Source organism: Lentzea alba, from assembly GCF_011067745.1.
GTDB lineage: Bacteria > Actinomycetota > Actinomycetes > Mycobacteriales > Pseudonocardiaceae > Lentzea > Lentzea alba.
Window position 1 is genome coordinate 220,094 of sequence record NZ_JAAMPJ010000008.1, and the last position, 24,600, is coordinate 244,693.

The 24,600-nt window shown below is 68.9% G+C and carries 29 protein-coding genes; 12 read left to right on the forward strand and 17 right to left on the reverse strand.

Annotated features, from left to right (window positions below; translation table 11 throughout):
- The first annotated feature begins 8 nt into the window (after positions 1-8).
- The 5 genes from G7043_RS28320 to G7043_RS28340 all read left to right on the forward strand — a co-directional run bounded on the left by G7043_RS28320 (position 9) and on the right by G7043_RS28340 (position 4,366).
- Positions 9-194: a hypothetical protein gene (locus tag G7043_RS28320; RefSeq protein WP_086665220.1), complete on the forward strand. Its 186-nt coding sequence runs from the start codon at positions 9-11 to the stop codon at positions 192-194.
- A complete protein-coding gene (locus G7043_RS28325; RefSeq protein ID WP_166050644.1) occupies positions 195-908 on the forward strand; it encodes a hypothetical protein in 714 nt (237 codons plus the stop codon).
- A complete protein-coding gene (locus G7043_RS28330) occupies positions 905-2,173 on the forward strand; it encodes a beta-ketoacyl-[acyl-carrier-protein] synthase family protein (protein ID WP_166050646.1) in 1,269 nt (422 codons plus the stop codon). Before G7043_RS28325 ends, G7043_RS28330 begins: the two co-directional genes overlap by 4 nt.
- A complete protein-coding gene (locus G7043_RS28335; RefSeq protein ID WP_166050649.1) occupies positions 2,170-3,384 on the forward strand; it encodes a ketosynthase chain-length factor in 1,215 nt (404 codons plus the stop codon). The genes G7043_RS28330 and G7043_RS28335 overlap by 4 nt, the downstream gene beginning before the upstream one ends.
- Before the next feature lie 64 nt (positions 3,385-3,448).
- Entirely contained in the window at positions 3,449-4,366 is a 918-nt protein-coding gene (locus G7043_RS28340) for an acyltransferase domain-containing protein (protein WP_166050651.1), read from the forward strand.
- A gap of 152 nt (positions 4,367-4,518) precedes the next feature.
- Here G7043_RS28340 and G7043_RS28345 read toward each other — a convergent pair whose 3' ends face one another.
- Positions 4,519-5,295 (reverse strand): cyclase family protein, encoded by a 777-nt coding sequence (locus G7043_RS28345; RefSeq protein WP_166050653.1) that lies wholly within the window; start codon positions 5,293-5,295, stop codon positions 4,519-4,521.
- A gap of 97 nt (positions 5,296-5,392) precedes the next feature.
- On the opposite strand from G7043_RS28345, the gene G7043_RS28350 reads away from it, so the two are divergent.
- From G7043_RS28350 to G7043_RS28360, 3 genes are read left to right on the forward strand one after another with little or no spacing between them, the layout of a single operon-like run.
- Positions 5,393-5,683 carry an antibiotic biosynthesis monooxygenase family protein gene (locus tag G7043_RS28350; RefSeq protein ID WP_166050654.1) on the forward strand — a complete coding sequence of 97 codons (291 nt, stop codon included), beginning with the start codon at positions 5,393-5,395 and terminating at the stop codon, positions 5,681-5,683.
- Positions 5,683-6,672, forward strand: coding sequence for a CaiB/BaiF CoA transferase family protein (locus tag G7043_RS28355; RefSeq protein ID WP_449279974.1), 990 nt, complete (start codon positions 5,683-5,685; stop codon positions 6,670-6,672). Before G7043_RS28350 ends, G7043_RS28355 begins: the two co-directional genes overlap by 1 nt.
- A gap of 57 nt (positions 6,673-6,729) precedes the next feature.
- Entirely contained in the window at positions 6,730-7,659 is a 930-nt protein-coding gene (locus G7043_RS28360) for an LLM class F420-dependent oxidoreductase (RefSeq protein WP_166050656.1), read from the forward strand.
- A gap of 53 nt (positions 7,660-7,712) precedes the next feature.
- Here the strand turns inward: G7043_RS28360 and G7043_RS28365 are convergent, their stop codons facing one another.
- The 6 genes from G7043_RS28365 to lpdA form a co-directional block, all read right to left on the reverse strand.
- Positions 7,713-8,111, reverse strand: coding sequence for a hypothetical protein (locus tag G7043_RS28365; RefSeq protein ID WP_166050659.1), 399 nt, complete (start codon positions 8,109-8,111; stop codon positions 7,713-7,715).
- 151 nt (positions 8,112-8,262) lie between these two features.
- Positions 8,263-8,991, reverse strand: a complete 729-nt coding sequence (lipB, locus tag G7043_RS28370; protein WP_166050661.1) for a lipoyl(octanoyl) transferase LipB — start codon at positions 8,989-8,991, stop codon at positions 8,263-8,265.
- A complete protein-coding gene (locus G7043_RS28375; RefSeq protein WP_166050663.1) occupies positions 8,948-9,541 on the reverse strand; it encodes a phosphatase PAP2 family protein in 594 nt (197 codons plus the stop codon). Before G7043_RS28375 ends, lipB begins: the two co-directional genes overlap by 44 nt.
- Positions 9,538-10,428, reverse strand: coding sequence for a TIGR01777 family oxidoreductase (locus G7043_RS28380; protein ID WP_166050665.1), 891 nt, complete (start codon positions 10,426-10,428; stop codon positions 9,538-9,540). Before G7043_RS28380 ends, G7043_RS28375 begins: the two co-directional genes overlap by 4 nt.
- A gap of 158 nt (positions 10,429-10,586) precedes the next feature.
- Entirely contained in the window at positions 10,587-12,329 is a 1,743-nt protein-coding gene (gene sucB, locus G7043_RS28385; protein WP_166050667.1) for a 2-oxoglutarate dehydrogenase, E2 component, dihydrolipoamide succinyltransferase, read from the reverse strand.
- A 51-nt stretch (positions 12,330-12,380) separates the two neighbouring features.
- Positions 12,381-13,769 (reverse strand): dihydrolipoyl dehydrogenase, encoded by a 1,389-nt coding sequence (gene lpdA, locus G7043_RS28390; RefSeq protein ID WP_313888109.1) that lies wholly within the window; start codon positions 13,767-13,769, stop codon positions 12,381-12,383.
- Between the two features lie 179 nt (positions 13,770-13,948).
- Between lpdA and G7043_RS28395 the strand changes: the two genes are divergently transcribed.
- Positions 13,949-14,275: an oxidoreductase gene (locus G7043_RS28395; RefSeq protein WP_166050669.1), complete on the forward strand. Its 327-nt coding sequence runs from the start codon at positions 13,949-13,951 to the stop codon at positions 14,273-14,275.
- On the opposite strand, the gene G7043_RS28400 is transcribed toward G7043_RS28395, so the two are convergent.
- The 3 genes from G7043_RS28400 to G7043_RS28410 form a co-directional block, all read right to left on the reverse strand.
- A complete protein-coding gene (locus tag G7043_RS28400; RefSeq protein ID WP_166050671.1) occupies positions 14,272-14,736 on the reverse strand; it encodes an OsmC family protein in 465 nt (154 codons plus the stop codon). The two genes, G7043_RS28395 and G7043_RS28400, sit on opposite strands and share 4 nt — an antisense overlap.
- Before the next feature lie 80 nt (positions 14,737-14,816).
- Positions 14,817-15,167 (reverse strand): S1 RNA-binding domain-containing protein, encoded by a 351-nt coding sequence (locus G7043_RS28405; protein ID WP_166050673.1) that lies wholly within the window; start codon positions 15,165-15,167, stop codon positions 14,817-14,819.
- A 250-nt stretch (positions 15,168-15,417) separates the two neighbouring features.
- A complete protein-coding gene (locus G7043_RS28410) occupies positions 15,418-16,902 on the reverse strand; it encodes a leucyl aminopeptidase (RefSeq protein WP_166050675.1) in 1,485 nt (494 codons plus the stop codon).
- Between the two features lie 202 nt (positions 16,903-17,104).
- On the opposite strand from G7043_RS28410, the gene G7043_RS28415 reads away from it, so the two are divergent.
- Positions 17,105-18,340 carry an APC family permease gene (locus G7043_RS28415; protein WP_166050677.1) on the forward strand — a complete coding sequence of 412 codons (1,236 nt, stop codon included), beginning with the start codon at positions 17,105-17,107 and terminating at the stop codon, positions 18,338-18,340.
- On the opposite strand, the gene G7043_RS28420 is transcribed toward G7043_RS28415, so the two are convergent.
- Positions 18,273-18,548 (reverse strand): hypothetical protein, encoded by a 276-nt coding sequence (locus tag G7043_RS28420; RefSeq protein WP_166050678.1) that lies wholly within the window; start codon positions 18,546-18,548, stop codon positions 18,273-18,275. The two genes, G7043_RS28415 and G7043_RS28420, sit on opposite strands and share 68 nt — an antisense overlap.
- A gap of 92 nt (positions 18,549-18,640) precedes the next feature.
- Between G7043_RS28420 and G7043_RS28425 the strand changes: the two genes are divergently transcribed.
- Entirely contained in the window at positions 18,641-19,732 is a 1,092-nt protein-coding gene (locus tag G7043_RS28425; RefSeq protein ID WP_166050680.1) for a branched-chain amino acid aminotransferase, read from the forward strand.
- Here the strand turns inward: G7043_RS28425 and G7043_RS28430 are convergent.
- From G7043_RS28430 to cobU, 3 genes are read right to left on the reverse strand one after another with little or no spacing between them, the layout of a single operon-like run.
- A complete protein-coding gene (locus tag G7043_RS28430) occupies positions 19,729-20,430 on the reverse strand; it encodes an adenosylcobinamide-GDP ribazoletransferase (protein WP_166050682.1) in 702 nt (233 codons plus the stop codon). The genes G7043_RS28425 and G7043_RS28430 overlap by 4 nt on opposite strands.
- Complete coding sequence (gene cobT, locus G7043_RS28435; protein WP_166050684.1) at positions 20,427-21,470, reverse strand: nicotinate-nucleotide--dimethylbenzimidazole phosphoribosyltransferase; 1,044 nt, start codon at positions 21,468-21,470, stop codon at positions 20,427-20,429. The genes G7043_RS28430 and cobT overlap by 4 nt, the downstream gene beginning before the upstream one ends.
- Before the next feature lie 10 nt (positions 21,471-21,480).
- Positions 21,481-22,020 (reverse strand): bifunctional adenosylcobinamide kinase/adenosylcobinamide-phosphate guanylyltransferase, encoded by a 540-nt coding sequence (cobU, locus tag G7043_RS28440; RefSeq protein ID WP_166050686.1) that lies wholly within the window; start codon positions 22,018-22,020, stop codon positions 21,481-21,483.
- Positions 22,021-22,036: 16 nt separating this feature from the next.
- On the opposite strand from cobU, the gene G7043_RS28445 reads away from it, so the two are divergent.
- Complete coding sequence (locus G7043_RS28445; RefSeq protein ID WP_109640573.1) at positions 22,037-22,237, forward strand: hypothetical protein; 201 nt, start codon at positions 22,037-22,039, stop codon at positions 22,235-22,237.
- A 40-nt stretch (positions 22,238-22,277) separates the two neighbouring features.
- Here G7043_RS28445 and G7043_RS28450 read toward each other — a convergent pair whose 3' ends face one another.
- Genes G7043_RS28450 through G7043_RS28460 form a run of 3 tightly spaced genes read right to left on the reverse strand, consistent with a single transcriptional unit; the run spans position 22,278 to position 24,559 of the window.
- Positions 22,278-23,264 carry an aldo/keto reductase family protein gene (locus tag G7043_RS28450; protein ID WP_166050688.1) on the reverse strand — a complete coding sequence of 329 codons (987 nt, stop codon included), beginning with the start codon at positions 23,262-23,264 and terminating at the stop codon, positions 22,278-22,280.
- A 33-nt stretch (positions 23,265-23,297) separates the two neighbouring features.
- Positions 23,298-23,930, reverse strand: a complete 633-nt coding sequence (locus G7043_RS28455; RefSeq protein ID WP_166050690.1) for a class I SAM-dependent methyltransferase — start codon at positions 23,928-23,930, stop codon at positions 23,298-23,300.
- Positions 23,930-24,559, reverse strand: a complete 630-nt coding sequence (locus tag G7043_RS28460; protein WP_166050692.1) for a DUF3043 domain-containing protein — start codon at positions 24,557-24,559, stop codon at positions 23,930-23,932. Before G7043_RS28460 ends, G7043_RS28455 begins: the two co-directional genes overlap by 1 nt.
- Positions 24,560-24,600 lie beyond the last annotated feature (41 nt).

The window sequence follows — 24,600 nt, forward strand, 5'->3', positions numbered from 1 at the left end:
AGTGGGCGATGGGGTTGGTCGGCGTGGACCTGTTGACCGCCGCGGCCCGTGCCGCGAGTCGCAACGGTCTGTACGTGGTGTCGATGTACCTGGAGAAGGCGGCGGTCGAGCACCAGCGCAAGGGATGTCCCTCCGAGGTGGCGCCCTGTGCTTACGAGATCGAGGCCTCCCGCGTACTGCTGTCGGGGTTCTAGATGAGGCTCTACGACATCTCGCTGCGTCGCACCGGTCTGTCCATCACCGACAGGCTGGTCGCGGCGCGGCGTCTCGACGCGCTCGGCGTCGCGTTCGTCGACGGAGGCCGGCCCGGCCGGTGGTTCTACGCGAGGGCCGCGATCGAGCTCCGGCTGCGGGCCGCCACCCTCGTCGCTTCCGGCGGTGCGCGGGACCTCACCGCGTTGCTCGCCGCGGAAACCCCCGTGGTGACGATGGTTGTTCAGGAGCACGGCTTCTCGGTCCTCCGCGAAGCCGTACGTCAACTCGTGCGCGCCGAACGACGAGTGATCGTCGAGGCGCGGGACTTCTTCGACGGCTGGCTGATCGACCCCGAACACGCTTTGGAGGTCGTGCTGACAGCCGCGGAGGCAGGGGCGGAAACCGTGTTGCTGCACGACACCGCGGGTGCGTTGTGGCCCGACCAGATCGGCGAGATCGTCGAGACGGTCGCGGAAACCGGTGTGCCCCTTGGTTTCGGTTGTCCCGACGGCGGCGGATCGGCGGCGAAGCAGCTGTTCGCGGCCGATGCGGGGGCTGGGCTCGTCCAGGGGTCCTACGCCGTCGTTCGAGGTGGCCTCGATCGGGCCGTCTCACCATCGGTTCATTCGGCAGAAACAGGTATCGCTCCCGTGCCCTGTCCGAGATTGGAGCAGACCGTGTCCGCACAGAAGGCGATTGGAGGTGTCCGATGAGTCGTCGCGCCGTCATCACCGGGGTGGGCGTGGTCGCACCTGGTGGCATCGGAACGAAGGCGTATTGGAAACTGCTGTCCGAAGGGCGTACGGCGACTCGCATCATCACGCACTTCGACGCGTCTCCGTACCGCTCGCGCATGGCGGGTGAAGCGGACTTCGACCCAGTCCGCGAAGGCCTTACGCCGCAGGAGATCCGCAGGCTCGACCGGGCCGCGCAGTTCGCGGTCGTCGCGGGCCGGGAGGCGATGTCCGACTCCGGCATCGAGTTCGACCAGCTCGACCCGGGCCGCATCGGTGTCTCGCTCGGCACCGCGGTCGGGTGCACGACCTCGTTGGAACGCGAGTTCATCGTCGGTTCCGACCGGGGCAAGTACTGGGAGGTCGATCAGTCCTACGCCGTCCCGCACCTCTACGACTACTTCACGCCGTCCTCGATGGCGACGGAGCTGGCGTGGACCGTGGGCGCCGAAGGTCCGGTCTCGGTGGTCTCGACCGGCTGCACCTCGGGGTTGGACTCGGTGGGTTACGCCGCCGAGCTGATCATGGAGGGCTCCGCGGACGTCGTCGTGACCGGCGGCACCGAGGCCCCGCTCTCCCCGATCACCGTGGTGTGCTTCGACGTCATCCGCGCGTCCAGCACCCGCAACGACGACCCCACCACCGCGTGCCGGCCGTTCGACAAGACCCGCGACGGCCTGGTGCTGGGCGAGGGTTGCGCGATCATCGTGCTCGAGGAGCTGGAGCACGCCCGTGCTCGCGGTGCGCACATCTACGGTGAAGTCGCCGGCTTCGCCTCGCGGTGCAACGCCTACCACATGACGGGCCTGCACCCAGAGGGCATCGAGATGTCCGACGCCATCAACATCGCGCTGAAGCAGGCGCGGGCGGACGCCACGGACGTCGGTTACATCAACGCGCACGGGTCGGGCACCAAGCAGAACGACCTGCACGAGACGGCGGCGTTCAAGCGTTCGTTGGGCGCGCACGCGTACAAGACGCCGGTGTCGGGCTTCAAGTCGATGATCGGGCACTCGCTCGGCGCGATCGGTTCGCTGGAGATCGTCGGCTCGCTGCTGGCGTTCGAGGAGGACCTCATCCCGCCGACGGCGAACCTGCACGAGCCGGACCCCGAGTGCGACCTCGACTACACGCCGCTGGTCGCGCGGGAGAAGAAGGTCGACACGGTCCTGACCGTGGGCAGTGGTTTCGGTGGATTCCAGAGCGCGATGGTGCTCAAGAAGGTGGAAGGGGCAGGCCGGTGACTCGGGCGGTGGTGACGGGAATCGGCATCGCGTCGCCGAACGGGCTGGGGCCGACCGCGTACTGGCGGGCGACCCTGCACGGGGAGGCGGCGATCAAGCCGATCACCCGGTTCGACAGTGCCAACTACTGGGCGAAGATCGCCGGTGAGGTGCCGGGCTTCGAGGCAGGCCGGCACCTGCAGGGCCGGCTGCTGCCGCAGACGGACCACATGACGCGGTTGACCCTGGTGGGCACGGACTGGGCGTTGCGCGGCGCGGGTGTGCAGCCCAACGACATCCCGGACACCGACATCGCGGTGATCACCGCGGCGACGGCGGGCGGGTACGAGTTCGGTCAGCGGGAGCTGCAGAAGCTGTGGCACCAGGGCCCTGAGTACGTCTCGGCGTACCAGTCGTTCGCGTGGTTCTACGCGGTCAACACGGGCCAGATCTCCATCCGTCACGGCACACGCGGTCCTGGCGCGGTGGTGGTGTCCGAGCAGGCCGGTGGCATCGACTCCATCGGGCACGCCCGTCGTCAGCTGCGCAAGGGCGTGCAGCTGGCGCTGACGGGTGGCATGGACTCCTCGCTGTGCCCGTGGGCGTGGGTGGCGCACCAGGCGTCGGGTTGCCTGTCCCGCAACAACAACCCTCGCCGTGCGTACCTGCCGTTCGACCGCGACGCGTCCGGGTACGTGGCGGGCGAGGGCGGCGCGATCATGGTGCTGGAGACGCCGGAGTCGGCGGCCGAACGTCCGGGCACCCGGATCTACGGCGAGATCGTCGGGTACGCCTCGACGTTCGACTCGCGGATGCCCTCGCGGGAGCCGGGGCTGAAGCGTGCGGCCGAACTGGCGTTGCGCGACGCCGGCATGGACGCCTCGGAGATCGACGTGGTGTTCGCCGACGCGGCGGGCATTCCCGAGCTCGACAAGGCAGAGGCCGAGGCGATCAAGGGCATCTTCGGGCCGTTCGGCGTGCCGGTGACGGCCCCGAAGACCATGACCGGACGGCTGTTCGCCGGTGGCGGGTCCCTGGACGTGGCGTCGGCGATCCTCTCCATCTACTGGAGCGCGATCCCGCCGACCGTCAACGTCGAGAACCCGGTGCCGGAGTACGAGATCGACCTCGTGATGAACGAGGCGCGGCACGGCAAGGTCAAGGCCGCTCTGGTGCTCGGGCGCGGCAAGGGCGGGTTCAACTCCGCGATGGTGGTTCGCGAGTACAGGTGATGTCATGCCTCAAGGCCGTGAAGGTGTTCCCTTCACGGCCTTGAGCCGTTTCTGGAGGCGTGTTGTGGACGTAGCACTGATGTTTCCGGGCCAGGGCTCGCAGTACCCGCGGATGGCGGCGTCGCTGTACGGCACGGACGCCGTGTTCACCTCGGTGATCGACGAGGTGTTCGAGCTGTTCGGTGAAGTCGGTTCGGTCGCTTGTGAGGACTGGCTGTCCGGGGCTGATGTCGATCACGTGTCCCGCGCGCAGCCGTTGCTGTTCGCGGTCGACTACGCGTTGGGGCGCATGGTTTTGTCGTGGGGAGTGAAGCCCGTCGCGTTGATCGGGCACTCCGCGGGTGAGGTCGTCGCGGCGACGCTGGCGGGCGTTTTCTCGTTGGAGGAAGCGGTGTCGCTGGTGCGGGACCGGGTCGTGTCGGCCGTGTCGATCCCGTCCGGCGGGATGCTGGCGGTGGCGGCTTCCGAGGCCGAGCTGCTGCCCTATCTGGCTGGCGACGTGGCGATCGCGGCGGTGAACTCCGCGCGGCAGACGATGCTGGCGGGGTCGGACGAGCCGTTGGCTCAGGTCCGGGCGCGGTTGGAGGCGGACGAGTTCATCGTGGTGACCGTGCCGGCCACCACGCCGTTCCACAGCCCGGCGATGCAGCCCGCCGTGGATTCGGCGCTGGCGGCGTGGAACGTCTCGCCGCGCGCTCCGCGGATGCCGGTGTACTCGGGGTACACGGGCACGTTGATGACTCCGGAGGACGCGCTGTCCGCGCGGTTCTGGACTCGTCAGCTGACCGACGCCGTCTACTTCGGACCGGCGTTGAACGACCTGCTGGCGATGTACGACGTGCTGCTGGTCGAGGCCGGCCCCGGTCAGACCTTGACGTCCTTCGCGCGTCGCACGAAGGCGGTGCGGCACGGGGCTTCTCAGGTGTTGCCGTTGCTGGACGCCACGGATTCCGTTGAGGCTGCTCGCGCTCGGTTGGTCTAGAACGTATAAAAGGGCCGCCCTCGGCTGGAGGGCGGCCCTTTGGCGGGCATCTAGTCGATGCCGCGGACGATGTGGTCTTCGTTCTCGGGTGGTGTTTCGTTGTTTTCCATGCTTTTCAAGGTAAGTACGGTGATTCAGCTCTCACTTGAGAGCTAGTCGTCGAGAAGCGCGACGGCCCTGGTCCAGCCCGCGCCGGCGCCCTTGATCTTGACCGGGAACGCGACGACGGTGAACCCGAAGTCCGGCAACGCCTCCAGGTTCGCGAGCCGTTCGATCTGGCAGTACTCGCGGTCGCGGCCGGCGAAGTGCGCGGGCCACAGCACGCTCTCGTCCTTGGTCGTCAGGTAGCGCTTGACGATGTCCGGGAACGGCGCGTCGAGGCTGAACGCGTCGGTGCCGATCACCTTGACTCCCAGGTCCAGCAGGAAGTTCGTGGCGGGGCCGTCGAGTCCGGTGTAGTCGGTGAAGTAGGTCTGGGTGCCCGCGTGCTCGGCGGCGCCGGTGTCGAGGATGACGACGTCCATCGGCTTCGGCGTGTAACCGATGCGGGCGAACTCCTTTTCGAGGACTTCGGGCCCGATGACGCCGGTGCCGTGACCGCGGACGTCGAGCTTCACGCCGGGGTTGTGGAACCACTCCAACGGCATCTCGTCGATGTGGCGCGGGATTCCGTTGCCGTACGTGGTTTTCGAGCCGTAGTGACTCGGGGCGTCCACGTGCGTGCCGGTGTGGGAGGTCAGGCTGATCCGGTCCAGCGTCAGGAACTCGGAGTCCCGCAGCACGGACACGTCGAACTCGATGCCCAGCCGTGCCTTGAGCTGCTCGGCCATGTGTTCGGCACCCTGGGCGGCCGTGAGCACCTCGTGCGTCACCGGGTCCGCTTCGTACGCGGCTGCGTCAATGTGGGAAGACAGATCGATGATGCGCATGGACCGAGAGTGGCGGGCGTTCCTTGAGCACGTCTCAAGACGCGGTGTGCATGGTTTTGGTGCAGCTGACACCGTTTCCTGTAGGGGAGTGCCTGGCATGATCACCTTCGTCAACCGCTTCACGCTCACCGGTGACCCCGAGGAGTTCGAGAAGGCCTTCGACGAGACGGCGGCGTTCCTGCGGGAACAGCCGGGCCTGATCAAGTACACGCTGTCGCGACAGCTGGACGACCCGGCTTCGTACGTCAACATCGCGTTGTGGGAGAGCGCCGACGCGCTGCGCGCCGCTCTGGCGCACCCGGACTTCGGCAACCACGCCAAGGCGATGCGCGGTCTGGCCGAGTCGTCGGGCGCGATCTTCGCCCCGCGCCTCTCGTTCGAAGCCTGATGGCTCCTCTGGAAGGTCTGAAGGTCGTCGAGTTCGGCGGCATCGGGCCCGGTCCGCACGGTGCCATGCTGCTCGCGGACCTCGGCGCGGAGGTCGTGCGCGTCGAGCGTCCGTCCGGCGGGCTGTCCGTGGTGCCGGACGCCTCCCGCGACTTCCTGTTGCGCGGCAGGCGTTCGGTGTCCGCGGACCTGAAGTCGGCGGAGGGCCGCGCCTCGGTGCTGTCGCTGATCGCCGCAGCCGACGTGGTGATCGAGGGCTTCCGGCCCGGCGTGCTGGAGCGGCTGGGGCTGGGGCCTTCCGACTGTCTCGCGGTCAATCCCGGACTGGTCTACGCGCGGATGACCGGCTGGGGCCAGTCCGGGCCGCTGGCTGATCGGGCCGGCCACGACATCAACTACCTGTCGGTGACCGGGGTGCTGCACGCGATCGGCAAGCCGCCGCTGAACCTGGTCGGCGACTTCGGCGGCGGGTCCCTGTACCTCGTGCTGGGCGTGCTGGCGGCGTTGTGGGAACGCCAGCGCACCGGCCTCGGTCAGGTCGTGGACGCGGCGATCGTCGACGGGGTGGCGTCGCTGGCGCAGATGATCTGGTCGATGAAGGCGCAGTCGGTGTGGGAGGACGCGCCGGACGCCAACCTGCTCGACGGCGGATGCCCGTTCTACTCGATCTACGAGTGTGCGGACGGCCGTTCGGTCGCCGTGGGGTCTTTGGAACCGCAGTTCTACGCGTTGTTGTTGTCCGGATTGGAGTTGTCCGCGGACGATCTTCCGGCTCAGCTGGACCGTGACGGGTGGCCGTTGCTGCGCAAGACGTTCGCCGAGGTGTTCCGCACGCGCACCCGCGACGAGTGGGCGGAGGTGTTCGCTGCTTCCGACGCCTGCGTGACACCGGTGCTGACCTTGGAGGAAGCGGCCGCGCACCCGCATCTGGTGGCACGCGGCGTGTTCACTTCGGACGGTGCCGCTGCCCCGGCACCGCGCTTTCTCTAGCTTGGCCGCCGGGGTGTGCCCTCGCCGGATGTCGTTCGCAGGACTAAGTTCTTTGTCGTGGAACTGCGCATCTTCACCGAGCCCCAGCAGGGGGCGAGCTACGACGACCTGCTCCGCGTGGCCAGGACGGCCGAGGACGCCGGGTACGGCGCCTTCTTCCGCTCCGACCACTACCTCAAGATGGGACCGGTCGACGGTCTGCCCGGCCCGACGGACCCGTGGATCACCTTCGCCGGCCTGGCCCGCGACACGACCACGATCCGCCTGGGCACGCTGATGACGGCGGCGACGTTCCGCTACCCCGGCCCGCTCGCCATCAGCGTCGCCCAGGTCGACCAGATGTCCGGCGGCCGGGTGGAGTTCGGCATCGGCGCGGGCTGGTACGAGGGCGAGCACACCGCGTACGGCATCCCGTTCCCGTCGCTGGGTGAGCGCTTCGAGCGCTACGAGGAGCAGCTCGCGGTCATCACCGGCCTGTGGGAGACCCCGCTCGGCGGCACCTTCTCGTTCGAGGGCAAGCACTACACGCTGACCGACTCGCCCGCACTGCCCAAGCCGGCGCAAGAGCGCGTCCCGGTGCTGATCGGTGGCATGGGTGCTCGCCGGACGCCGGCGCTGGCCGCGTCCTACGCCACCGAGTTCAACCTGCCGTTCGCCGGCGTCGACGCCGCCGTCGAGCAGTTCGCCCGGGTCGACGCCGCCTGCGAGGAGATCGGCCGCGACCCTCGCGAGATCATCCGCTCGGTCGCGCTCGTCGCCTGCGTCGGCCGCACCGACGCCGACGTCGCCCGCCGCGCGGCCGCGATCGGCCGTGAGGTCGACGAGCTCAAGCAGAACGGCCTAGCCGGCACTGCTGCCGAGGTCGTCGACCGCATCGGCACCTGGCGTGAGGCGACCGGTGTCCAGCGCGTGTACCTGCAGACGCTGGACCTGGCCGACCTCGACCACATCACCGAGATCGCCGCGGACGTCGCGCCCCAGCTCTAATACATCGGATTCTGGATATCGGGTATCGGATATCAGATGCTGGATATTGGATATCAGGCGAGCGCTTTGCGCACCTCGGCCGGCATCGGCATGACGTACTTCGCGAAGCGCCGCCGATATCCGATATATCGCAGCTGCAACGCGGGATCGTCGAGGAAGCGCTTTTCCAGCCCGTCCTCCCCGAACACCAGCTGCAACCCGCGCCCGAGCATGGACGGCGAGTCGAGGTCGAAGCGGTCGCGCAACACGTCGGCGGCCGCGTGGTCGCCGAACTCCAGCGCGGCCCGCCGCACGGACTCGACCGGCACCGTCAGGTACGGCTCGTCCGCGCGAACGCCGTCGCGATAGGCGATGTCCAATGCGCTGAGCGCCTTTTGGTGAGCTCCACCGTCGAGCCCGAGGTAGTACTGCTCCCAGTCGCCGACGCTGATCTCGCCACTCCAAGTGCGCACGGGTGCGGTGACTTTCTTTGGCGCCGCCGCCGCACCCGAGAACGTTCCTGATGACGCGAGCGCCGTGACACCGGCAGCCGTGAACAACTGGCGTCGAGAAAGTCTCACGACGCACCCTCCTCCGCGATCCCGCGAGCTCCCCGCCGCGGGGCTACGGAATGCTAGCGAAGGTGATCCCCGGCGCGACGGGGCCACTGCGGGTCAAAGTGCGGTCCGTCAGGGGGAGAGTTCCGTCGAGCGCCGCGAGCACAGCGTCACGGGCCAGCGGCAGCACCTCGGCCACCGTGACGTCCCGGCCCAGCTCGTGCGAGAGCGAAGCGACGCCCGCGTCCTTGATGCCGCACGGGATGATGTCGCCGAACGCCTCAAGGCTCGCGTTGCAGTTGATCTCGAAGCCGTGCATGGTCACGCCGCGCTGCACGCGGATGCCGATGGCGGCGACCTTGCGCTCGGGACCGCGGTCGTCGGCGGGAATCCACACGCCGCTGCGGCCCTCGATCCGGCCGGTGTGCACGCCGAGCCGGTCGCAGACGTCGATCAGGCCCTGCTCGATGCGTCGCACGTACTCCACGACGTCCATCGGCTCGGCCAGCCTGACGATCGGGTAGCCGACCAGCTGCCCCGGTCCGTGCCAGGTGATCTTGCCGCCGCGGTCGACGTCGATGACCGGGGTGCTGCCACCGCGCGGGCGTTCCTCGTCGAGGGTGCGCCGGCCGCAGGTGTAGACCGGCGGGTGCTCCAGCAACAGCAGCGTGTCCGGACCAGTGCCGGCGGCGCGCTCCTCCGCGAGCTCCTTCTGGAGGTCCCACGCCGCCATGTAGTCGATGAGCCCCAGCTCACGGATGACGACGGGGTCTGACGAGGTCCGGCACGAGTTCACGACCCGACGTTACCAACCCCAGCGCGAGCGCTGCCACGAGTCCAACACCCGTCACACCCAGCACCGCGCCGATGACGTCGGTGACCCAGTGCATCTCCAGCACGACCCTGGCGAACCCGGCCACGAGCACGGCGAGCACAGCCGACAAAACTACAGCCCACAGGACACCGCGTCGGAGCAGCACCACCATCGTGAACCCGACCGAGGCGACCGCCACCGTGTGCCCGCTCGGGTAGCTCGGCAGGTGGTACTCGATTGGGCGTACCCGGTCGAACAGCCACCGCGTCAGCAACGTCGCGCAACACAGTCCGTGCAACGCCAACGCCTTCCACAGCCGTAGGTCGCGCCGCCGCCACGCGAGCACGAACAACACAGCCGCGAACGCCCACCCGAGCGTCGGCCCGAGCACCACGGTCACCACGGCGGCCGTCGCGCGCAGCCACTCCGGACGCGGAAGCGCGTCGTGCACCCACACGTCGAGCGCGGTGAGCTCGGGCATTCCGAGCAACACCCACGAGATCACCAGTACAGCCGCCACCACACGCGTCATGCGACCGCCGCGTTCAACGCCGACGGCAACGCCGGATGCATGAAGTGGAAGCCGCGGCTCTCCAGCACCTTCGGTGTCAGCCCCGGCCCGCTGAGCAGCAACTCCTCGGCCATCTCACCGCCGAGCAACGTCTTCAGCGCGAACGCCGGCACCACCCACGGCGTCGGCCGGTGCAGCGCTGTGCCTACTGCCTTGGTGAACTCGGCGTTCGTCACCGGCGTCGGACCCGCGACGTTCACAGGGCCGCTGATCTCCTCGTTCTCCACGACGAAGCGGTACGCGGACACGACGTCGTCCAGCGACACCCACGGGAAGAACTGCTCGCCGGTCCCGAGCTTGCCGCCCAGGAAGAACTGGAACACCGGCTTCAGCCGGCCGAACACCCCACCCGACGGCGAGATGACGACAGCGGTGCGCATGAGCACGACCCGCACGCCGCCTTCCTGCGCCACCGACGTCGCCGCCTCCCAGTCCTGGGTCAGCCGCGACATGAACGTGTGGCCGCCGGGTGCGTCCTCGTCCGCGAGCCGTGACCCGGTGTCGCCGTAGAAGTGGGCGCCCGACGAGTTCACCAGCGTCGGCACGCCGTGCTCGACGACCGCCGCCGACAGCACCTCGGCCGGCACGACCCGGCTGTCGTGCAGCACCTGCTTGCGCGCGTCGTCCCACCGCTTGTCGCCGATGCCCGCACCACACAGGTTGACGACGGCGTCGACGCCCTCGAACGTGCCCTCGTCGATGCGCCCGGCGTACGGGTCCCACCCGCGCTCGTCAGGAGCGGCGGCTTTGCGGCGCACCAGCCGCAGCACCTCGTGGCCGGCGGCGCGCATCGACGCCACCAGGCTCGTTCCGATCAGGCCCGACGATCCCGCGATGACAACTCGCATGTGTAGATCGTTCCCCACTCCAGCACCGCATGCACAGCCACAGATCCCCTACGTGACCCAGGATGTGCTGAAGGCCACCCCGGCAAACCGGAGTGGCCTTCAGATCACACTCTTCGCCGATATCCGATATATCGGATATCAGTACTGCTCAGCGGCTGTCAGAGACCGAGGTCGGCCTCGAACGCGCCCTCCTCGAGACGGTTCTTCACCGTCGTGAGGAAACGGCCCGCGTCGGCACCGTCGACCAGGCGGTGGTCGTAGGTGAGCGCGAGGTACATCATCGAGCGGATCGCGATGGTGTCGTTGCCGTCCTCGTCGGTCATGACGACCGCGCGCTTCTTGACGACGCCGACGCCCAGGATGCCGACCTGCGGCTGCTGGATGATCGGGGTGTCGAAGAGGGCGCCGTTGCTGCCGAGGTTGGTCAGCGAGAACGTGCCGCCGGTGAGCTCGTCCGGGGTGAGCTTGTTCGAACGGGCGCGCCCGGCCAGGTCACCGATCTTGTGGGCGATGCCCGACAGGTTCAGGTCACCGGCGTTGTGGATCACGGCGTTGAGCAGGCCGCGCTCCGTGTCGATCGCCAGACCGAGGTGCTCGGCACCGTGGTAGGTGACCTCCTTGCGCTCCTCGTCGATTGACGCGTTGAGCACCGGGTGGGCCTTGAGGGCCTCGATGGCGGCCTTGGCGAAGAACGGCAGGAACGTGAGCTTCGCGCCCTCACGAGCCTCGAACGCCTTCTTCGCCTGGTTGCGCAGCCGGGCGATCTTGGTCACGTCGACCTCGAACACCTGGGTGAGCTGGGCCGACATCTGCAGCGACTCACGCGTGCGCTGCGCGACGATCTGGCGCAGGCGCGGGAGCTTCTGCACGGTGCCGCGCTTGCCCGAGTTGTCGACCGCGGCCGGGGCAGCGGTGCGAGCGGCCGGAGCGGTGGCAGCCGGAGCGGCGGCGGGCGCCGGAGCCGGGGCCTTCTTGGCCTCGACGGCGGCGAGCACGTCCTGCTTGCGGATGCGGCCACCGACGCCGGTGCCCTTCAGCGAGCCCAGGTCGATGCCGTTCTCCGACGCGAGCTTGCGCACGAGCGGAGTGACGTACGGCGTGCCGTTGGCGTCGTCGGAAGAAGACGCGGCGGGCGCGACCTGCGGAGCCGGAGCGGCCGGGGCAGGTGCCGGAGCGGCCTGCGGGGCAGGAGCTGGGGCGGGCGCGGGAGCCGGAGCAGCCTGCTGGGGAGCGGGCGCCGGGGCAGGGGCGGGAGCGGCGGCCGGAGCCGGGCTGCCCGAACCGATGACGGCGAGCTTGCCGCCGACCTCGACGGTCTCGTCCTCACCGGCGGTGATCTCGAGCAGCGTGCCCGCGACCGGCGACGGGATCTCGGTGTCGACCTTGTCGGTCGAGACCTCGAGCAGCGGCTCGTCGACCTCGACGCTGTCGCCGACCTGCTTGAGCCAGCGGGTGACGGTGCCCTCGGTGACGGACTCGCCGAGCGCCGGCATCGTGACGTCGGTGCCCTCGGCGGAACCACCCGACTGGGCGGGAGCCGGAGCTTCCTGAGCGGCCTCGGCGGGCTGCGCGGAAGGCTGCGTCTGCTCGGGCTCGGGCTGTGACGTTTCCTGGGGCGCGGACTCCTGGGCCGGAGCCGGTGCCGGCGCGGCGGAACCGCTGTCACCGTCACCGATGACCGCGAGCTCGCCGCCGACCTCGACGGTGTCGTCCTCCTGCGCGACGATCTTCTGCAGGACGCCGGCCGCCGGGGACGGGATCTCGGTGTCGACCTTGTCGGTGGACACCTCGAGCAACGGCTCGTCCACCTCCACCCGGTCGCCTTCCTGCTTCAACCACCGGGTGACCGTGCCCTCGGTGACACTCTCACCGAGTGCGGGCATCTGGACGGAGAAGGCCATTGTTCGCTGACTCCTCGTGCTCTCGTGTGGCTGACTTTGTGTGGGGAACGGTCAGCCGTGCACGTGCAGCGGCTTGCCGGCCAGGGCGAGGAAGGCCTCGCCGAGGGCTTCAGTCTGGGTCGGGTGGGCGTGGATCAGCGGAGCCACGTCCTCCGGGTAAGCCTCCCAGCTGTAGATCAGCTGGGCCTCACCGATCAGCTCGCCGACGCGCTCGCCGACCATGGTCACGCCGACGACGGGGCCGTCGGGCGCCTTGATGAGCTTCACGCCACCGGCGGTCTTGAGGATCTGGCTCTTGCCGTTGCCCGCGAGGTCGTAGATGAACACCTCGGCGGAACCGTACTTCTCCTTGGCCGCGGCCTCGGAGAGACCGACGGAGGCGACCTCGGGCTTGCAGTAGGTGACGCGCGGGATGCCCGCCTCGTCGATCACCTTCGGGTTCTGGCCCGCGATCTCCTCGGCCACGAAGATGCCCTGCTGGAAACCGCGGTGCGCGAGCTGCAGGCCCGGCACGATGTCGCCGACGGCGTAGACGTTCGGCAGGTTCGTGCGCAGGCGCTCGTCGGTGATGACGAACCCGCGGTCGATCGTGACGCCGGCCTCCTCGTAGCCGTGGCCCGCGCTGTTCGGGCCGCGGCCGACCGCGACGAGCAGCAGGTCGGCGTCGAGGACGTCGCCGTTCTCCAGCGTGATCGACACGCCGGAGTCGGACTGGGTGGCGCCGGTGAACTTCACGCCGGTCTTGAACTTGATGCCGCGCTTGCGGAACGCGCGCTCGAGCTGCTTGGACGCGTACTCGTCCTCGGCCGGCACCAGGCGGGGCAGGGCCTCGACGATGGTGACGTCCGCGCCGAACGACCGCCACACGCTGGCGAACTCCACGCCGATGACGCCGCCGCCCAGGACGACGACCTTCTCCGGGATGAAGTCCAGGTTGAGCGCCTGGTCGCTGGTGATGACCCGGCCGCCGATCTCCAGCCCGGGCAGGCTGCGGGCGTACGAACCGGTCGCGAGGACCACGTTCTTGCCGACGTAGCGCTGACCGTTCACGACGACGGTGTTCGGGCCGACGAACGTGCCCGCGCCCTCGACCAGGGTGACCTTGTTGGCCTTCGCGAGCCCCTGCAGGCCCTTGTAGAGCCGCGAGATCACGCCGTCCTTGTACGAGTTGACGCCCGCGATGTCGATGCCCTCGAGCGAGCTCTTCACACCGAACTGGTCGCCTTCACGCGCGTTGTCCGCGACCTCGGCCGCGTGCAGCAGCGCCTTGGTCGGGATGCAGCCGCGATGCAGGCACGTGCCACCCAGCTTGTCCTTCTCGACCAGGACGACGGACAGGCCGAGCTCAGCCGCGCGGAACGCGCAGGCGTAGCCACCTGAACCACCGCCGAGGATGACGAGATCGGCGTTGGTGGCCGACTCCAGTTCCGGCGAAGTCACTTCGGATCTCCTCGGGATTACTTACTACGCGCGGGTGCGCGCGAGGTACGCGGCCATCTTGTCACTAGTTGCCGGAGCATGGTGATCCGGCATGGGACACCATGCCCGTCTCTGATCATTCACCTACTCATAACACCCCTACCTGGCACCATGGTGGAGGGAAGCGCAGGAGGTGCCCGATGGGGCTGTTCGATCGTTTTCGCAGGAAGCCGCGTCCAGGAGTGCTCAGGACCGCCTCCACCCAGGACACGAGCCACCTCGAGCAGTGGACGAAGAGCCGTCAGGGCGTCGAGGCCTATGTGGAGCCGAAGACGACGGTGACCGAAACCACTGTGGTTTTGGTCGCTCACGACGGCGAGTGGACCCGCCGCCGAGTCGCGTCCCCGGACGCCGCGCGTTCGTTCGCCCGCAAACTCGGCATGCCGATCTACGACGCCGGCATCGTCGGCTACCCCAAGCGCATGCGCGACTACACCGCGCGCAAAAAGGCCTCGGGCGATCTCTAAACCTTCACCGACGGTTCGTGCCGCACGGGAAAATTGACGCTCGCCGCGATGAAGCACATCGAGTGAGCTTTCTCGTGCAACGCCTGAGCCGTCTCCCGAGTCGTGGGATCGGCGATGGTCACCACGGGATTGAGAATCACCTCGGTGAACCGCCCGGACCCGTCCGGGTGCTCGGCCATCGTCCCGGTCGCGTGATCGCTGTAGTCGGTGACGACGACGCCGTTGACCGACGCGAGGTGCAGGTACCAGAGCATGTGGCACTGCGACAGCGACGCGACGAGCAGCTCCTCGGGGTTGTAGCGGGAGCGATCACCCCGGAACGACGGATCCGACGACCCGAGGATCATTTCCTTGCCCTCGGCCCGAACCTCGTGCGCCCGCTCATAAGCCTTGTACCCGGAAGTCCCGCTCCCGGTGTTCCCGGTCCAGACGACGTCAACTTCGTACCGATGCGTCCCCATGTGGAAATTCTTCTCTCACGGAGCCCTGTCGCCTAGTCCGGTGAGAGGTGTGTCTCCGATCAGCCGCCCGCCGTCAGCGCTCAGTCGAGCAACTTGCGCCGCAACGCCTCCAACCTCACGTCGTTCTCGGTCATCTCCCGAACCGGAGGCGGATCCGGCTGCAGCGCCTTGAGCGAGACGCACACCTGCCTGCGCCGCTCATCGACGTCGATCACCACGCCGCGCACGCGATCACCGGTCGCGAGCACCTCCTCCACCTCGTCGAAGTGGCGCCAGGTGATCTCGGGAACCCGGACGAACCCGATCGGATCATCGGGATCGGGCTCGCCGTCGAGGTGGACGAACACCCCGAAGTGGTGGATCGACCCGACGGTCCCGCTCACCACCGAGCCCCTGCGCATGCCTTTCAAGAAGTTGCGAACAGCTGACACGCAGCCGAGTAAACCGCCTCGCCCACTCCAGCGGCACCGATATATCAGTTTCGCCCACCCCTGCGACCTGCACCTTAGCAATGACTCTTTGGACTTCGTCCGCAAAAGACTCGTTGCAAAGGCCTGGGCAGGCGTCGGCCGGAGGCGGATCGTCCTCGTTGGACGGTGCAGGAGGGTTCGTCCAACGAGGACGGTCACAGCGAACGGGCGGAGTCCCCGAAGGAACTCCGCCCGTGTCGAAGAAGGGAGATCAGCCGTTGGCCGCGATGTCCGCCAGCACGGCCGCGATGGTCCGCACCGGAACGCCGGTGCCGCCCTTCGCGGTGTACCCGTACGCGCCACCCGTGTGGTACGCCGGGCCCGCGATGTCGATGTGCGCCCACTGGACGCCCTCGGCCACGAACTCGCGCAGGAACAGGCCCGCCGCGAGCATGCCGCCCCAGCGGTGGCCGGTGACGTTCGCGAGGTCCGCCAGGCGCGAGTCGAGGTCCGCGCGCAGCTCCTCGGGCAGCGGCATCGGCCAGGCCGACTCGCCGACCGCGGTGCCGATGGCGGCCACGCGGTCGCGGAACTCGTCGGAGCCCATGACGCCCGCGGTGCGCTTGCCCAGGGCCACGACCTGCGCGCCGGTGAGGGTCGCGGTCTCGATCAGGTAGTCCGGGCCGTCCTCGCACGCGCGCACGATGGCGTCGGACAGGATCAGGCGGCCCTCGGCGTCGGTGTTGAGCACCTCGACCGTCTTGCCGCCGTACATGGTCAGCACGTCGCCGGGGCGGTAGGCGTCACCGGACGGCATGTTCTCCGCCATCGGGATCGACGCGATGATCTCCAGCGGGTACTTGAGCTTCGCGGCCAGCACCATCGTGGCGACGATCGCGGCGGCGCCCGACATGTCCGAGGTCATCTCGTCCATGCCCGCGGCCGGCTTGATCGAGATGCCGCCGGTGTCGAACGTGATGCCCTTGCCGACGAGCGCGACCTTCTTCGTGGCCTTGGCGCCCTTGTAGGAGATGCGCACGAGCCGCGGCTGGCGCGTCGAACCGCCGCCGACGCCCAGGATGCCGCCGAAGCCCTGCTTCTTCAGCGCCTTCTCGTCGAGCACCTCGACGTCGAGACCCGCGGCGGTGGCCAGCTTCGAAGCGCGGTCGGCGAACGAGCCGGGATAGAGGTCGTTCGGCGGCGTGTTGATGAAGTCACGCGCGATGGCGACGGCCTCGGCGATCGCGACGGCGGCCTTCAGCGCGGCCTTGTTCTCCTTGGAGCCGGCCGCGATCAGGTCGACCTTCGCGACCGGGCCCTCCCCCTTGTCCGACTTGTACTCGGTGAACGTGTAGGCGCCCAGCAGCGTGCCCTCGGCCGCGGCGGCCACGTGCAGCGAAGCCAGCGTGTTCAGCGCGCGCTTCTTGCCGGCCAGCGCGCGGGCGGCGACACCGGACGCGCGCCGCACCTGCTCCTCACCGACACCATTTTCTGGCGACTTGCCGAGCCCGACAGCCAGCACGAGCGGGGCGGCGAGCTTGCCGAACGTCGGGACCTTCACGAGCTCGTCGGCCTTGCCCGACGCGCGCAGGGTGCCCAGCACCTCGAGCAGCGCGCCGTCGAACGCGGCGTTGACAGCGTCGGCGCCGGGCGCGAGCTCCAGACCGTCCGCACCCTGCAGGGTTCCCACGACGACTGCGTCAGCGGCGGTGGTGCTCAGGTCACCTTCGGTGAGGGCCAGCTTCGGGGCTGTCACGTGCTGCTCCAGGGTTGTACGTGGTAGGGGTGCTCGGAATCGTGACCCATGCTAAAGGTCGGACACTCCCACTAATGCCCAGGCCCGCCACGTTCGCCGCAATCCGTGACGTTGACAGTTGCTCACGGTGGCGATTCGCCCGTTTCCCGCATCAGTCGACCGGGTGGTTACGGCCGGATGCCGCATCTGCGACTGTGTACCGGTGACCCACACGCCTCGCGAGATCGTTGCCACGGTCGCGCTCGGTCTTCCCGCGGTGCTCGGTGCGGGGGTTTTCGCCGGATTCGCCCCAGCCGCAAGCCTTGCGGGCTGGTGGGTGCTCCCGGCGCTGGCCATTTCCGCGCTCGCCGCGTTGTGCTCGGCCTTCTCGACCGCGGACCAGTCCCGTGCCTATCCGGACGTCGGCGGCGGTTACGGACATGTGCGCGCACAGCTCGGTTTGTGGCCCGCACGGATGACGGCGAGCGCCCACCTGCTCGGCAGAGCGGCGATGGCGGCGGCAGTGGCGTCGATGTTCGGCGCGTACGTCGTGCCGGACCAGCCGGTGATCGGCGCGCTCGCCCTCATCGTCGCGACGGCGGTGCTCGGCGCGGTCGGGTTCCGCTTCAGCACGGGCGTCAGTGTTCTCGTGTCCCTGGTCGTACTCGGCGTGCTGGCTCTCGTGGTGGCGTCGAGCTTCTCGATCGAACCGGTGCCGTCGGCGGGAGAGACCGGTTCGGTCAACGAGCTCGTCGGCGTCGCGGGCCTGATGTTCATGGCGTTCGCGGGTTTCGAACGCATCACCGCCCCGCACCGCGGTGAACCGCACCGCTCGCCGGCCGCGCTCAAGGTCGCGATTCCAGTCCTCATCGGACTGTCCTTCGTGGTCTACCTGGCCGTGGGCGCCGGTGTGCTGCGACAGCTCGGCAGCGCGCGCCTCGCGTTGTCGCCCGCACCGCTGCGAGACGCGCTCGTCGCCGCGGACGCGTCCGCGTTGGTGCCGCTCGTGCAGATCGCCGCGGCGGTGGCCGGTGTGTCGGCACTGCACTTCGTTCTCGCGTCCGCACACCGCACGCTGACCGGTCTCACCGAGGACGGCGACCTGCCGACGCGCCTCAAGCCCGGTGCGCTTTCCCTCGTCGTAGTCGTCGCCAGCGCTCTCGCGGTAGTCCTCATGCCGATGGCGACAGCACTGGGCGTGGCGGCGTGCGGGACGTTGTTCTACTACGCCTTCAGCAACGCGTCGGCGCGCGTCCTGCTGCAGAACGACCGCACGTGGCCCATGCGCACCGCTTGTCTCGGACTGGGGCTCTCGGTGCTGCTCGCGATGAGCATGCCGGTGCCCGCACTGCTCATCTCGCTCGCGGGACTGGGCGCCGGCACCGGCATCATCAGCCTGACAGCGTTACTGAGAGGAAAACGAGCAGCGTCACGCCAACGCACACCGCAAGCCCGATGATGCGGCCGTTGGTGGACTCGCTTTCCTTGGTGAGCGCCCAGTAGACGACCAGGAAGATCGCGGCGGCGAACACGGCGCCCACCACACCGCCGACACCGCCGAGAACCCAGCCGTCCAGCAAAGTCATGCCGGTGCCCAGAACGAGCAGCGCGGCCTGCAGCACGGTGCGGACGTCCGCACCCCTCGAAGATCTTTCCGCCTCGGTCATGGGCGGGCACTCTAGCGAGTCCGAGTTAGTAGGACGTCCGAGTTTTGGGAAGACGATTTTCCGTATCCCGACCAGCGGGTTACCGTGCTCACATGACGAGCGCGTTGCCTTTCACCCGGACTCCCCACCCGCACCCGGCGACCCCGGAGCGCGTAGCGGAGGTACTTGCCAAGCCGGGCTTCGGGCAGCACTTCACCGACCACATGGTGACGATCCGCTGGAACCGCGAGAAGGGCTGGCACGACGCTGAAGTCGGCCCGTACTCCACCCTCGCACTGGACCCCGCGGCAATGGTGCTGCACTACGGCCAGGCGATCTTCGAAGGGCTCAAGGCCTACCGGCAGCCCGACGGTTCGATCGCGTCCTTCCGCCCTGAGGCCAACGCCGAGCGCTTCCGCTCCTCGGCCCGCCGCATGGCGATGCCCGAACTTCCCGACGAGCTCTTCCTGGAGTCCGTCCGGCAGATCCTCGCGGTCGACGACCGCTGGGTGCCGTCGGCCGAGGAGGAGTCCCTCTACCTGCGGCCGTTCATGATCTCCACGGAGAAGGGCCTCGGCGTGCGACCCGCGTCCGAGTACCTGTACGTGCTGATCGCCTCACCCGCCGGCTCCTACTTCGCGGGCGGCGTCCGCCCGGTGAGCGTGTGGCTCTCGACCGAGTACGTCCGCGCGGCCCCCGGTGGCACCGGCGCGGCCAAGTTCGCCGGCAACTACGCCGCGTCCCTCGTGGCGCAGGCCCAGGCCGCCGAGAAGGGCTGCGACCAGGTCGTCTGGCTCGACGCGGTGGAACGCCGCTGGGTCGAGGAGATGGGCGGGATGAACCTGTTCTTCGTCTTCGGCGACAAGGTCGTCACCCCGGAGCTGACCGGCACGCTGCTGCCGGGCATCACCCGCAACTCGTTGCTGGCGCTGGCCTCCGACCTCGGACTGTCCGTGGAGGAGCGTCGCATCTCGACCGACGAGTGGGAGAAGGCCAACGCCTCCGGTGAGCTCACCGAGGTCTTCGCCTGTGGCACGGCCGCGGTCATCACGCCGGTCGGCCACGTCAAGCACGCCGGTGGCGAGTTCGACATCGCCGACGGCGGCACCGGTGCGGTGACGATGAAGCTGCGCGAGCGCCTGACCGGCCTCCAGCACGGCCACGTCGCCGACACCCACGGCTGGATGACCAAGCTCTTCGGCTAGGCGATCACCAGCACGGCCAGAAGCGCGATTTCGGCGGCAGCACCGAGCACATCACCGGTGATGCCGCCGAAACGCTTTCCGGTGTGCTTCACGAGCCCCCACACCAGTGCGAACGCGATGACGACGGCGACGACCGCGCGCCAACCGAGCGGAACCGCTGCGGCGGCGAGCGCCACCCACGTTCCGATGACCATCAACGGATGTTGTGTGCCCGCAACGAGCGCACCCAGCCCCTCAGGCCGTGCGGCGGGCACGCCATGCATGCAGCAGATGCCGAACGCCGCGCGGCTCGTCGCGAACGCGAGGAGCACGACACCCCAGTGAGCGTTGGGAAGTGCCGCGGCCTGCGCACCCAGCACGACGATCAGCGAGACGACCCCGAACGGCCCCGCGCCGCCGTCCTTCATGACCTTGAGCGCGCGTTCCGGCGGCCCGTAGCAACCGAGCCCGTCGGCGACGTCGGCGAGTCCGTCGAGGTGCATGCCGCGCGTGGACAGCGCGACGACGCCGACGACCAGGAACCCGGCCACCAGCGCCGATATATTGGATATCGCCAGCAGCTTCAGCACGCCGACGACGAACGCGCCGAGCACGACGCCGACGACCGGCGTCCATGCGATGGCCCGTCCCGCCGCTTTGCGGTCGACGTCGTCGACGCGCAGCGGCAAGACGGTCAGCCAGGAGAACGCGAGCTTCATTCCTTGTTCGTGACGCCGGCGCTGTCGAAGGTCGCCATCTCGGCGAGCACCTTCACCGCCGAGATCAGCAACGGCAGCGCCGCCACCGCACCGGAACCCTCGCCGAGCCGCATCTCGAACTCCAGCAGCGGCTTCAGGTTCAGGTGCCCGAGCGCGATCGCGTGCGCGGGCTCGGCCGACTGGTGCCCGGCCACCCACCACTCGCGCGCACCCGGCGCCAGCTCCTCGGCGACGACCGCGGCCGCACCGACGACGACGCCGTCGAGCACCACCGGAGTCCGTCGCACGGCGGCCTGCGCCACGAACCCGGCCATCGCCGCCAGGTCCGCGCCACCGGCCGTGGCCAGCAACGCGATCGGGTCGCTGATCACCAGGCGGGCCCGGCGCAGCGCGTCGCGGATCGCCGCCGTCTTGCGCATCCACGCCTGGTCGTCGATGCCCGTGCCGCGGCCGACGACCGCGACCGGCTCCGACCCGGTCAGCGACGCGATCAGCACGGCGGCCGGCGTCGTGTTGCCGATGCCCATGTCGCCCGCGACGAGCACGTCGGCGCCCGCGTCGACCTCCTCGTCGGCGATGGCGCGGCCGGCCGCGATCGCGAGCTCGCACTCCTCACGGGTCAGCGCGTCCTCGCGGTCGATCGACCCGGACGAGCGCCGCACCTTGTGCGCGCTGACCGCGGCCGGGGTGTCCGCGTCGACGGCCATGTCGACCACGCGCACCGTGGCGCCCGCGACCTGGGCGAGCACGTTCACCGCAGCGCCGCCGGTGAGGAAGTTCGCGACCATCTGGCCGGTCACCTCGCTCGGGTACGCCGAGACGCCCTGCGCGGTGACGCCGTGATCACCCGCGAACACGACGACGCGAGGCCGCACGAACGGCTTCGGCGGCACGACGCCCTGGCACGCCGCGATCCAGTTGCCCAGCTCCTCGAGCCGTCCGAGCGAGCCGACCGGCTTGGTCAGCACCGCGTGCCGGGCCTCGGCCTCGAGCAGAACGGTCTCGTCCGGCGGTTCGACGGGCGGGAACTCGGTGCTCACCTGTGGCTCCTTAGCGCAGTTTCAACGGGATGCCCGCGACGAGCAGCGTGACCTCGTCGCACACCTCGGCGACGCGCGCGTTGAGCGCACCGAGGTGATCGCGGAAGAGTCTGCCTGAGCGCGTCGACGGAATGACGCCGAGGCCGACCTCAGCGGTCACGAGCACCAGCCGCGTCCGGCACGTGGCGACCGAGCGCACGAGTTCGTCGACGTTGCTCTCCACCGCTCCCGCGCCGTTTTCTTCCCACGCGTCGGCATCGTCCAGCACGCCGACCAGCCACGTCGACAGGTCGTCGACCAGGATCGGCGGGTCCTCGTACTGCGTCGCGGTGAGCAACGCGGGCAGGTCCGACGGCGCGGACGCCTCGACCGTGTGCCAAGTGGACGGACGCCGCGCGACGTGCAACGCGATGCGCGCGTCCCAGTCCGGGTCGTCGGGGTATCTGCGAGCGGTTGCGACGTAAGTCACGGCCGGGTCGGTGAGCAGGCCTTCCGCGTGCGCTGACTTGCCTGAACGCGCTCCGCCGAGCACCAGAGTCCTAGATGACAAGAGTTAGCCTTCGTCCATGGAGTTCCGCTGGCGCTACCAGGATGCACAAGGCCGCGACGTCGCGGGCCCGGATGTGGCGTTCGCCGACCAGACAGAGGCTGAGGAGTGGTTCAGCGCCGAGTGGCGTGACCTGCTCGACGCCGGGGTCGAGCAGGTCACGCTGCTGCGCTCGGAATCCGAGGTGTACGGCCCGATGAGCCTCCACCCCGCCCAGTGAACTAGCCCAGTGAACCAGCCCAGTGAACTAGCCCAGTGAACTAGCCCTGGGCGGTGAGCCTCGGGTCGTCCGTGATGACGCCCTCGAGGACGTTGTCGATCTGCTTGAGCACGTCGTCGTCGAGTTCGACGTCGATCGCCTTGACGTTCTCGAAGACCTGCTCGGGACGCGACGCGCCGATGATCGCGGACGCGACGTTCGGGTTCTTGAGCACCCACGCCACCGCGAGCTGAGCCATCGTGATGCCGGCTTCCTCGGCGATCGGCTTGAGCTGCTGCACGGCGTTGAGCACGTCGTCCCGGATCCAGCGCGAGATCATCTGCGAACCGCGCGCGTCGGCCAGGCGCGAGCCCTCCGGCACCTCGGCACCCGGCAGGTACTTGCCGGTCAGGATGCCCTGCGCGACGGGGGAGAAGACGATCTGGCTGAGGCCCTCGCGCTCGCACGTCGGGATGACCTGCGGCTCGATGACGCGCCACAGCATCGAGTACTGCGGCTGGTGCGACACGAACGGGACCTGCAGCTCACGGGCCAGCGCGGCACCGCGGGTGATCTGCTCGGCGGTCCACTCGGAGACGCCGACGTAGAGCACCTTGCCCTGGCGGACGAGGTCGGCGAACGCCAGCATCGTCTCTTCCAGCGGCACGCTGTAGTCGTACCGGTGGGCCTGGTAGAGGTCGACGTAGTCGGTCTGCAGGCGCTTCAGCGAAGCGTTGGCCGACTCCATGACGTGCTTGCGACCCAGCCCGCGGTCGTTGGGACCGCCGGGACCGGTCGGCCAGTAGACCTTGGTCAGGATCTCCAGAGACTCGCGCCGCTCGCCCTTGAGTGCCCTGCCGAGCACCGACTCCGCGGCGGTGTTGGCGTAGACGTCGGCTGTGTCGAAGGTGGTGATGCCCGATTCCAGGGCCGCCTTCACACAGGCGTGCGCCTGCTCTTCCTCAACCTGCGAGCCGTGGGTGAGCCAGTTGCCGTACGAGATCTCGCTGATGGACAGGCCGCTGCGGCCGAGTCGACGGAACTTCATACATCGGAGCTTAAACCGAAATCGTTCGTGCTGCTAATGAACTTCGGGTGCGCGCCAGACCAGCGAGTACCGCCAGAACAGATGCCTGCGGATGCGCGCGCCGGGCACGATCTCCGCTGCCGCCGCGCGGATCTCCGGCAACGTCGGCGCGGTCATCACCATCGGCATCTCGGTGTCGTGCGGCTTGCCACCGGTGCCGTTGATCGCTTTGGCGAGACCGACGACGGCGTTCGCGGGCAACGTCACGAGCTCCATCGCCATGTCCGCCGGCGTCGCCGTCAGGTAGAGCCCGATGATGATCAGCGTGCCGCCGGGCTTGGTCAGCTCGGCGAGCCTGGTGAGACCCTCTCGCAACGGCAAGTGGTGCAAGCTCGCCTCAGCGGTGACGAGGTCGTAGCGCCCGAGGTCGTGGGTCAGCACGTTGCCGTGGATCCACGTGATCCGGTCGCTCGTGGCGCTCGCCCGTTCGATCATGCGTGCGCTGGCGTCGATGGCGGTGACCCGGTCGGCTTTCAGCGATCGAGCCAGATCACCGAGGCCGCAGCCGACGTCCAGCGCCGACTCGACCCGGGACGGCAACTGCCGGAGCAGCCAGCGGCGGTACCACTCGTTGTGGTTCCACCGCAGCTTCTCCGGCAGCTGAAGCTTGCGCTGTTTCCTGCGCACTACTTGATGGCTTCGCCCGGCTTCACGCGCGGCTTCGGGACGCGCAGGCGACGCAGCTGGCTCGCGCGGATGAACGAGTACCAGCCGATGGAGATGCCCTTGATCGGCTCCGCCGGGAACTTCGCCCGCACCTTCTTCGTGACGAGCCGGCCGAGGACGAGGCCCTCGATGACCATCGCGATCAGCATGAACGTCGTCGCCAGCGTCGCGTACCGCTGCACGGCGAGCGACGGCGTCAGCAGCGCCACGAACACCAGGATCGCGAGCGGCATGAACAGGCCCATGAGGTTGCGGCGCGAGTCGACGAGGTCGCGGATGTACGCCTTCACCGGACCGCGGTCGCGCGGCAGCAGGTACTTGTCCTCACCGGCCATCATGCGCTGCCGACGCTCGGTGGCCGCGGCACGGCGCTCTTCCTTGCTCACCTTGTTGCCGCGCATGCGCTTGAACGCCTCGCGCTGCGTGCGGGGAGGCGGCGGAACGGGCCCGGTACGCCTGCCCTGCGCCTCACGCCGCTTGGGCGTGGGCCGGCCCTTGCCCGCCGTGCGGGTGGAGTCGGTGGCGTCGTCGGCCGCGGCCTCGGTGGCCGGGGCTTCGGTGTCGGCGGAGTTGCGGCGCAGGAACCTCACCGCACAAGGGTAGGACAGTGGTTCTTCTGTACCTTTCGCGA

Bases quoted from the DNA above. Each gene is read 5' to 3' on its own strand.
- G7043_RS28320 (WP_086665220.1), top strand. From the start codon at position 9: ATGGGGTTGGTCGGCGTGGACCTGTTGACCGCCGCGGCCCGTGCCGCG.
- G7043_RS28325 (WP_166050644.1), top strand. From the start codon at position 195: ATGAGGCTCTACGACATCTCGCTGCGTCGCACCGGTCTGTCCATCACC.
- G7043_RS28330 (WP_166050646.1), top strand. From the start codon at position 905: ATGAGTCGTCGCGCCGTCATCACCGGGGTGGGCGTGGTCGCACCTGGT.
- G7043_RS28345 (WP_166050653.1), bottom strand. From the start codon at position 5,295: ATGCGCATCATCGATCTGTCTTCCCACATTGACGCAGCCGCGTACGAA.
- G7043_RS28350 (WP_166050654.1), top strand. From the start codon at position 5,393: ATGATCACCTTCGTCAACCGCTTCACGCTCACCGGTGACCCCGAGGAG.
- G7043_RS28355 (WP_449279974.1), top strand. From the start codon at position 5,683: ATGGCTCCTCTGGAAGGTCTGAAGGTCGTCGAGTTCGGCGGCATCGGG.
- G7043_RS28375 (WP_166050663.1), bottom strand. From the start codon at position 9,541: ATGACGCGTGTGGTGGCGGCTGTACTGGTGATCTCGTGGGTGTTGCTC.
- G7043_RS28380 (WP_166050665.1), bottom strand. From the start codon at position 10,428: ATGCGAGTTGTCATCGCGGGATCGTCGGGCCTGATCGGAACGAGCCTG.
- sucB (WP_166050667.1), bottom strand. From the start codon at position 12,329: ATGGCCTTCTCCGTCCAGATGCCCGCACTCGGTGAGAGTGTCACCGAG.
- G7043_RS28395 (WP_166050669.1), top strand. From the start codon at position 13,949: ATGGGGCTGTTCGATCGTTTTCGCAGGAAGCCGCGTCCAGGAGTGCTC.
- G7043_RS28400 (WP_166050671.1), bottom strand. From the start codon at position 14,736: ATGGGGACGCATCGGTACGAAGTTGACGTCGTCTGGACCGGGAACACC.
- G7043_RS28420 (WP_166050678.1), bottom strand. From the start codon at position 18,548: ATGACCGAGGCGGAAAGATCTTCGAGGGGTGCGGACGTCCGCACCGTG.
- G7043_RS28425 (WP_166050680.1), top strand. From the start codon at position 18,641: ATGACGAGCGCGTTGCCTTTCACCCGGACTCCCCACCCGCACCCGGCG.
- G7043_RS28430 (WP_166050682.1), bottom strand. From the start codon at position 20,430: ATGAAGCTCGCGTTCTCCTGGCTGACCGTCTTGCCGCTGCGCGTCGAC.
- G7043_RS28445 (WP_109640573.1), top strand. From the start codon at position 22,037: ATGGAGTTCCGCTGGCGCTACCAGGATGCACAAGGCCGCGACGTCGCG.
- G7043_RS28450 (WP_166050688.1), bottom strand. From the start codon at position 23,264: ATGAAGTTCCGTCGACTCGGCCGCAGCGGCCTGTCCATCAGCGAGATC.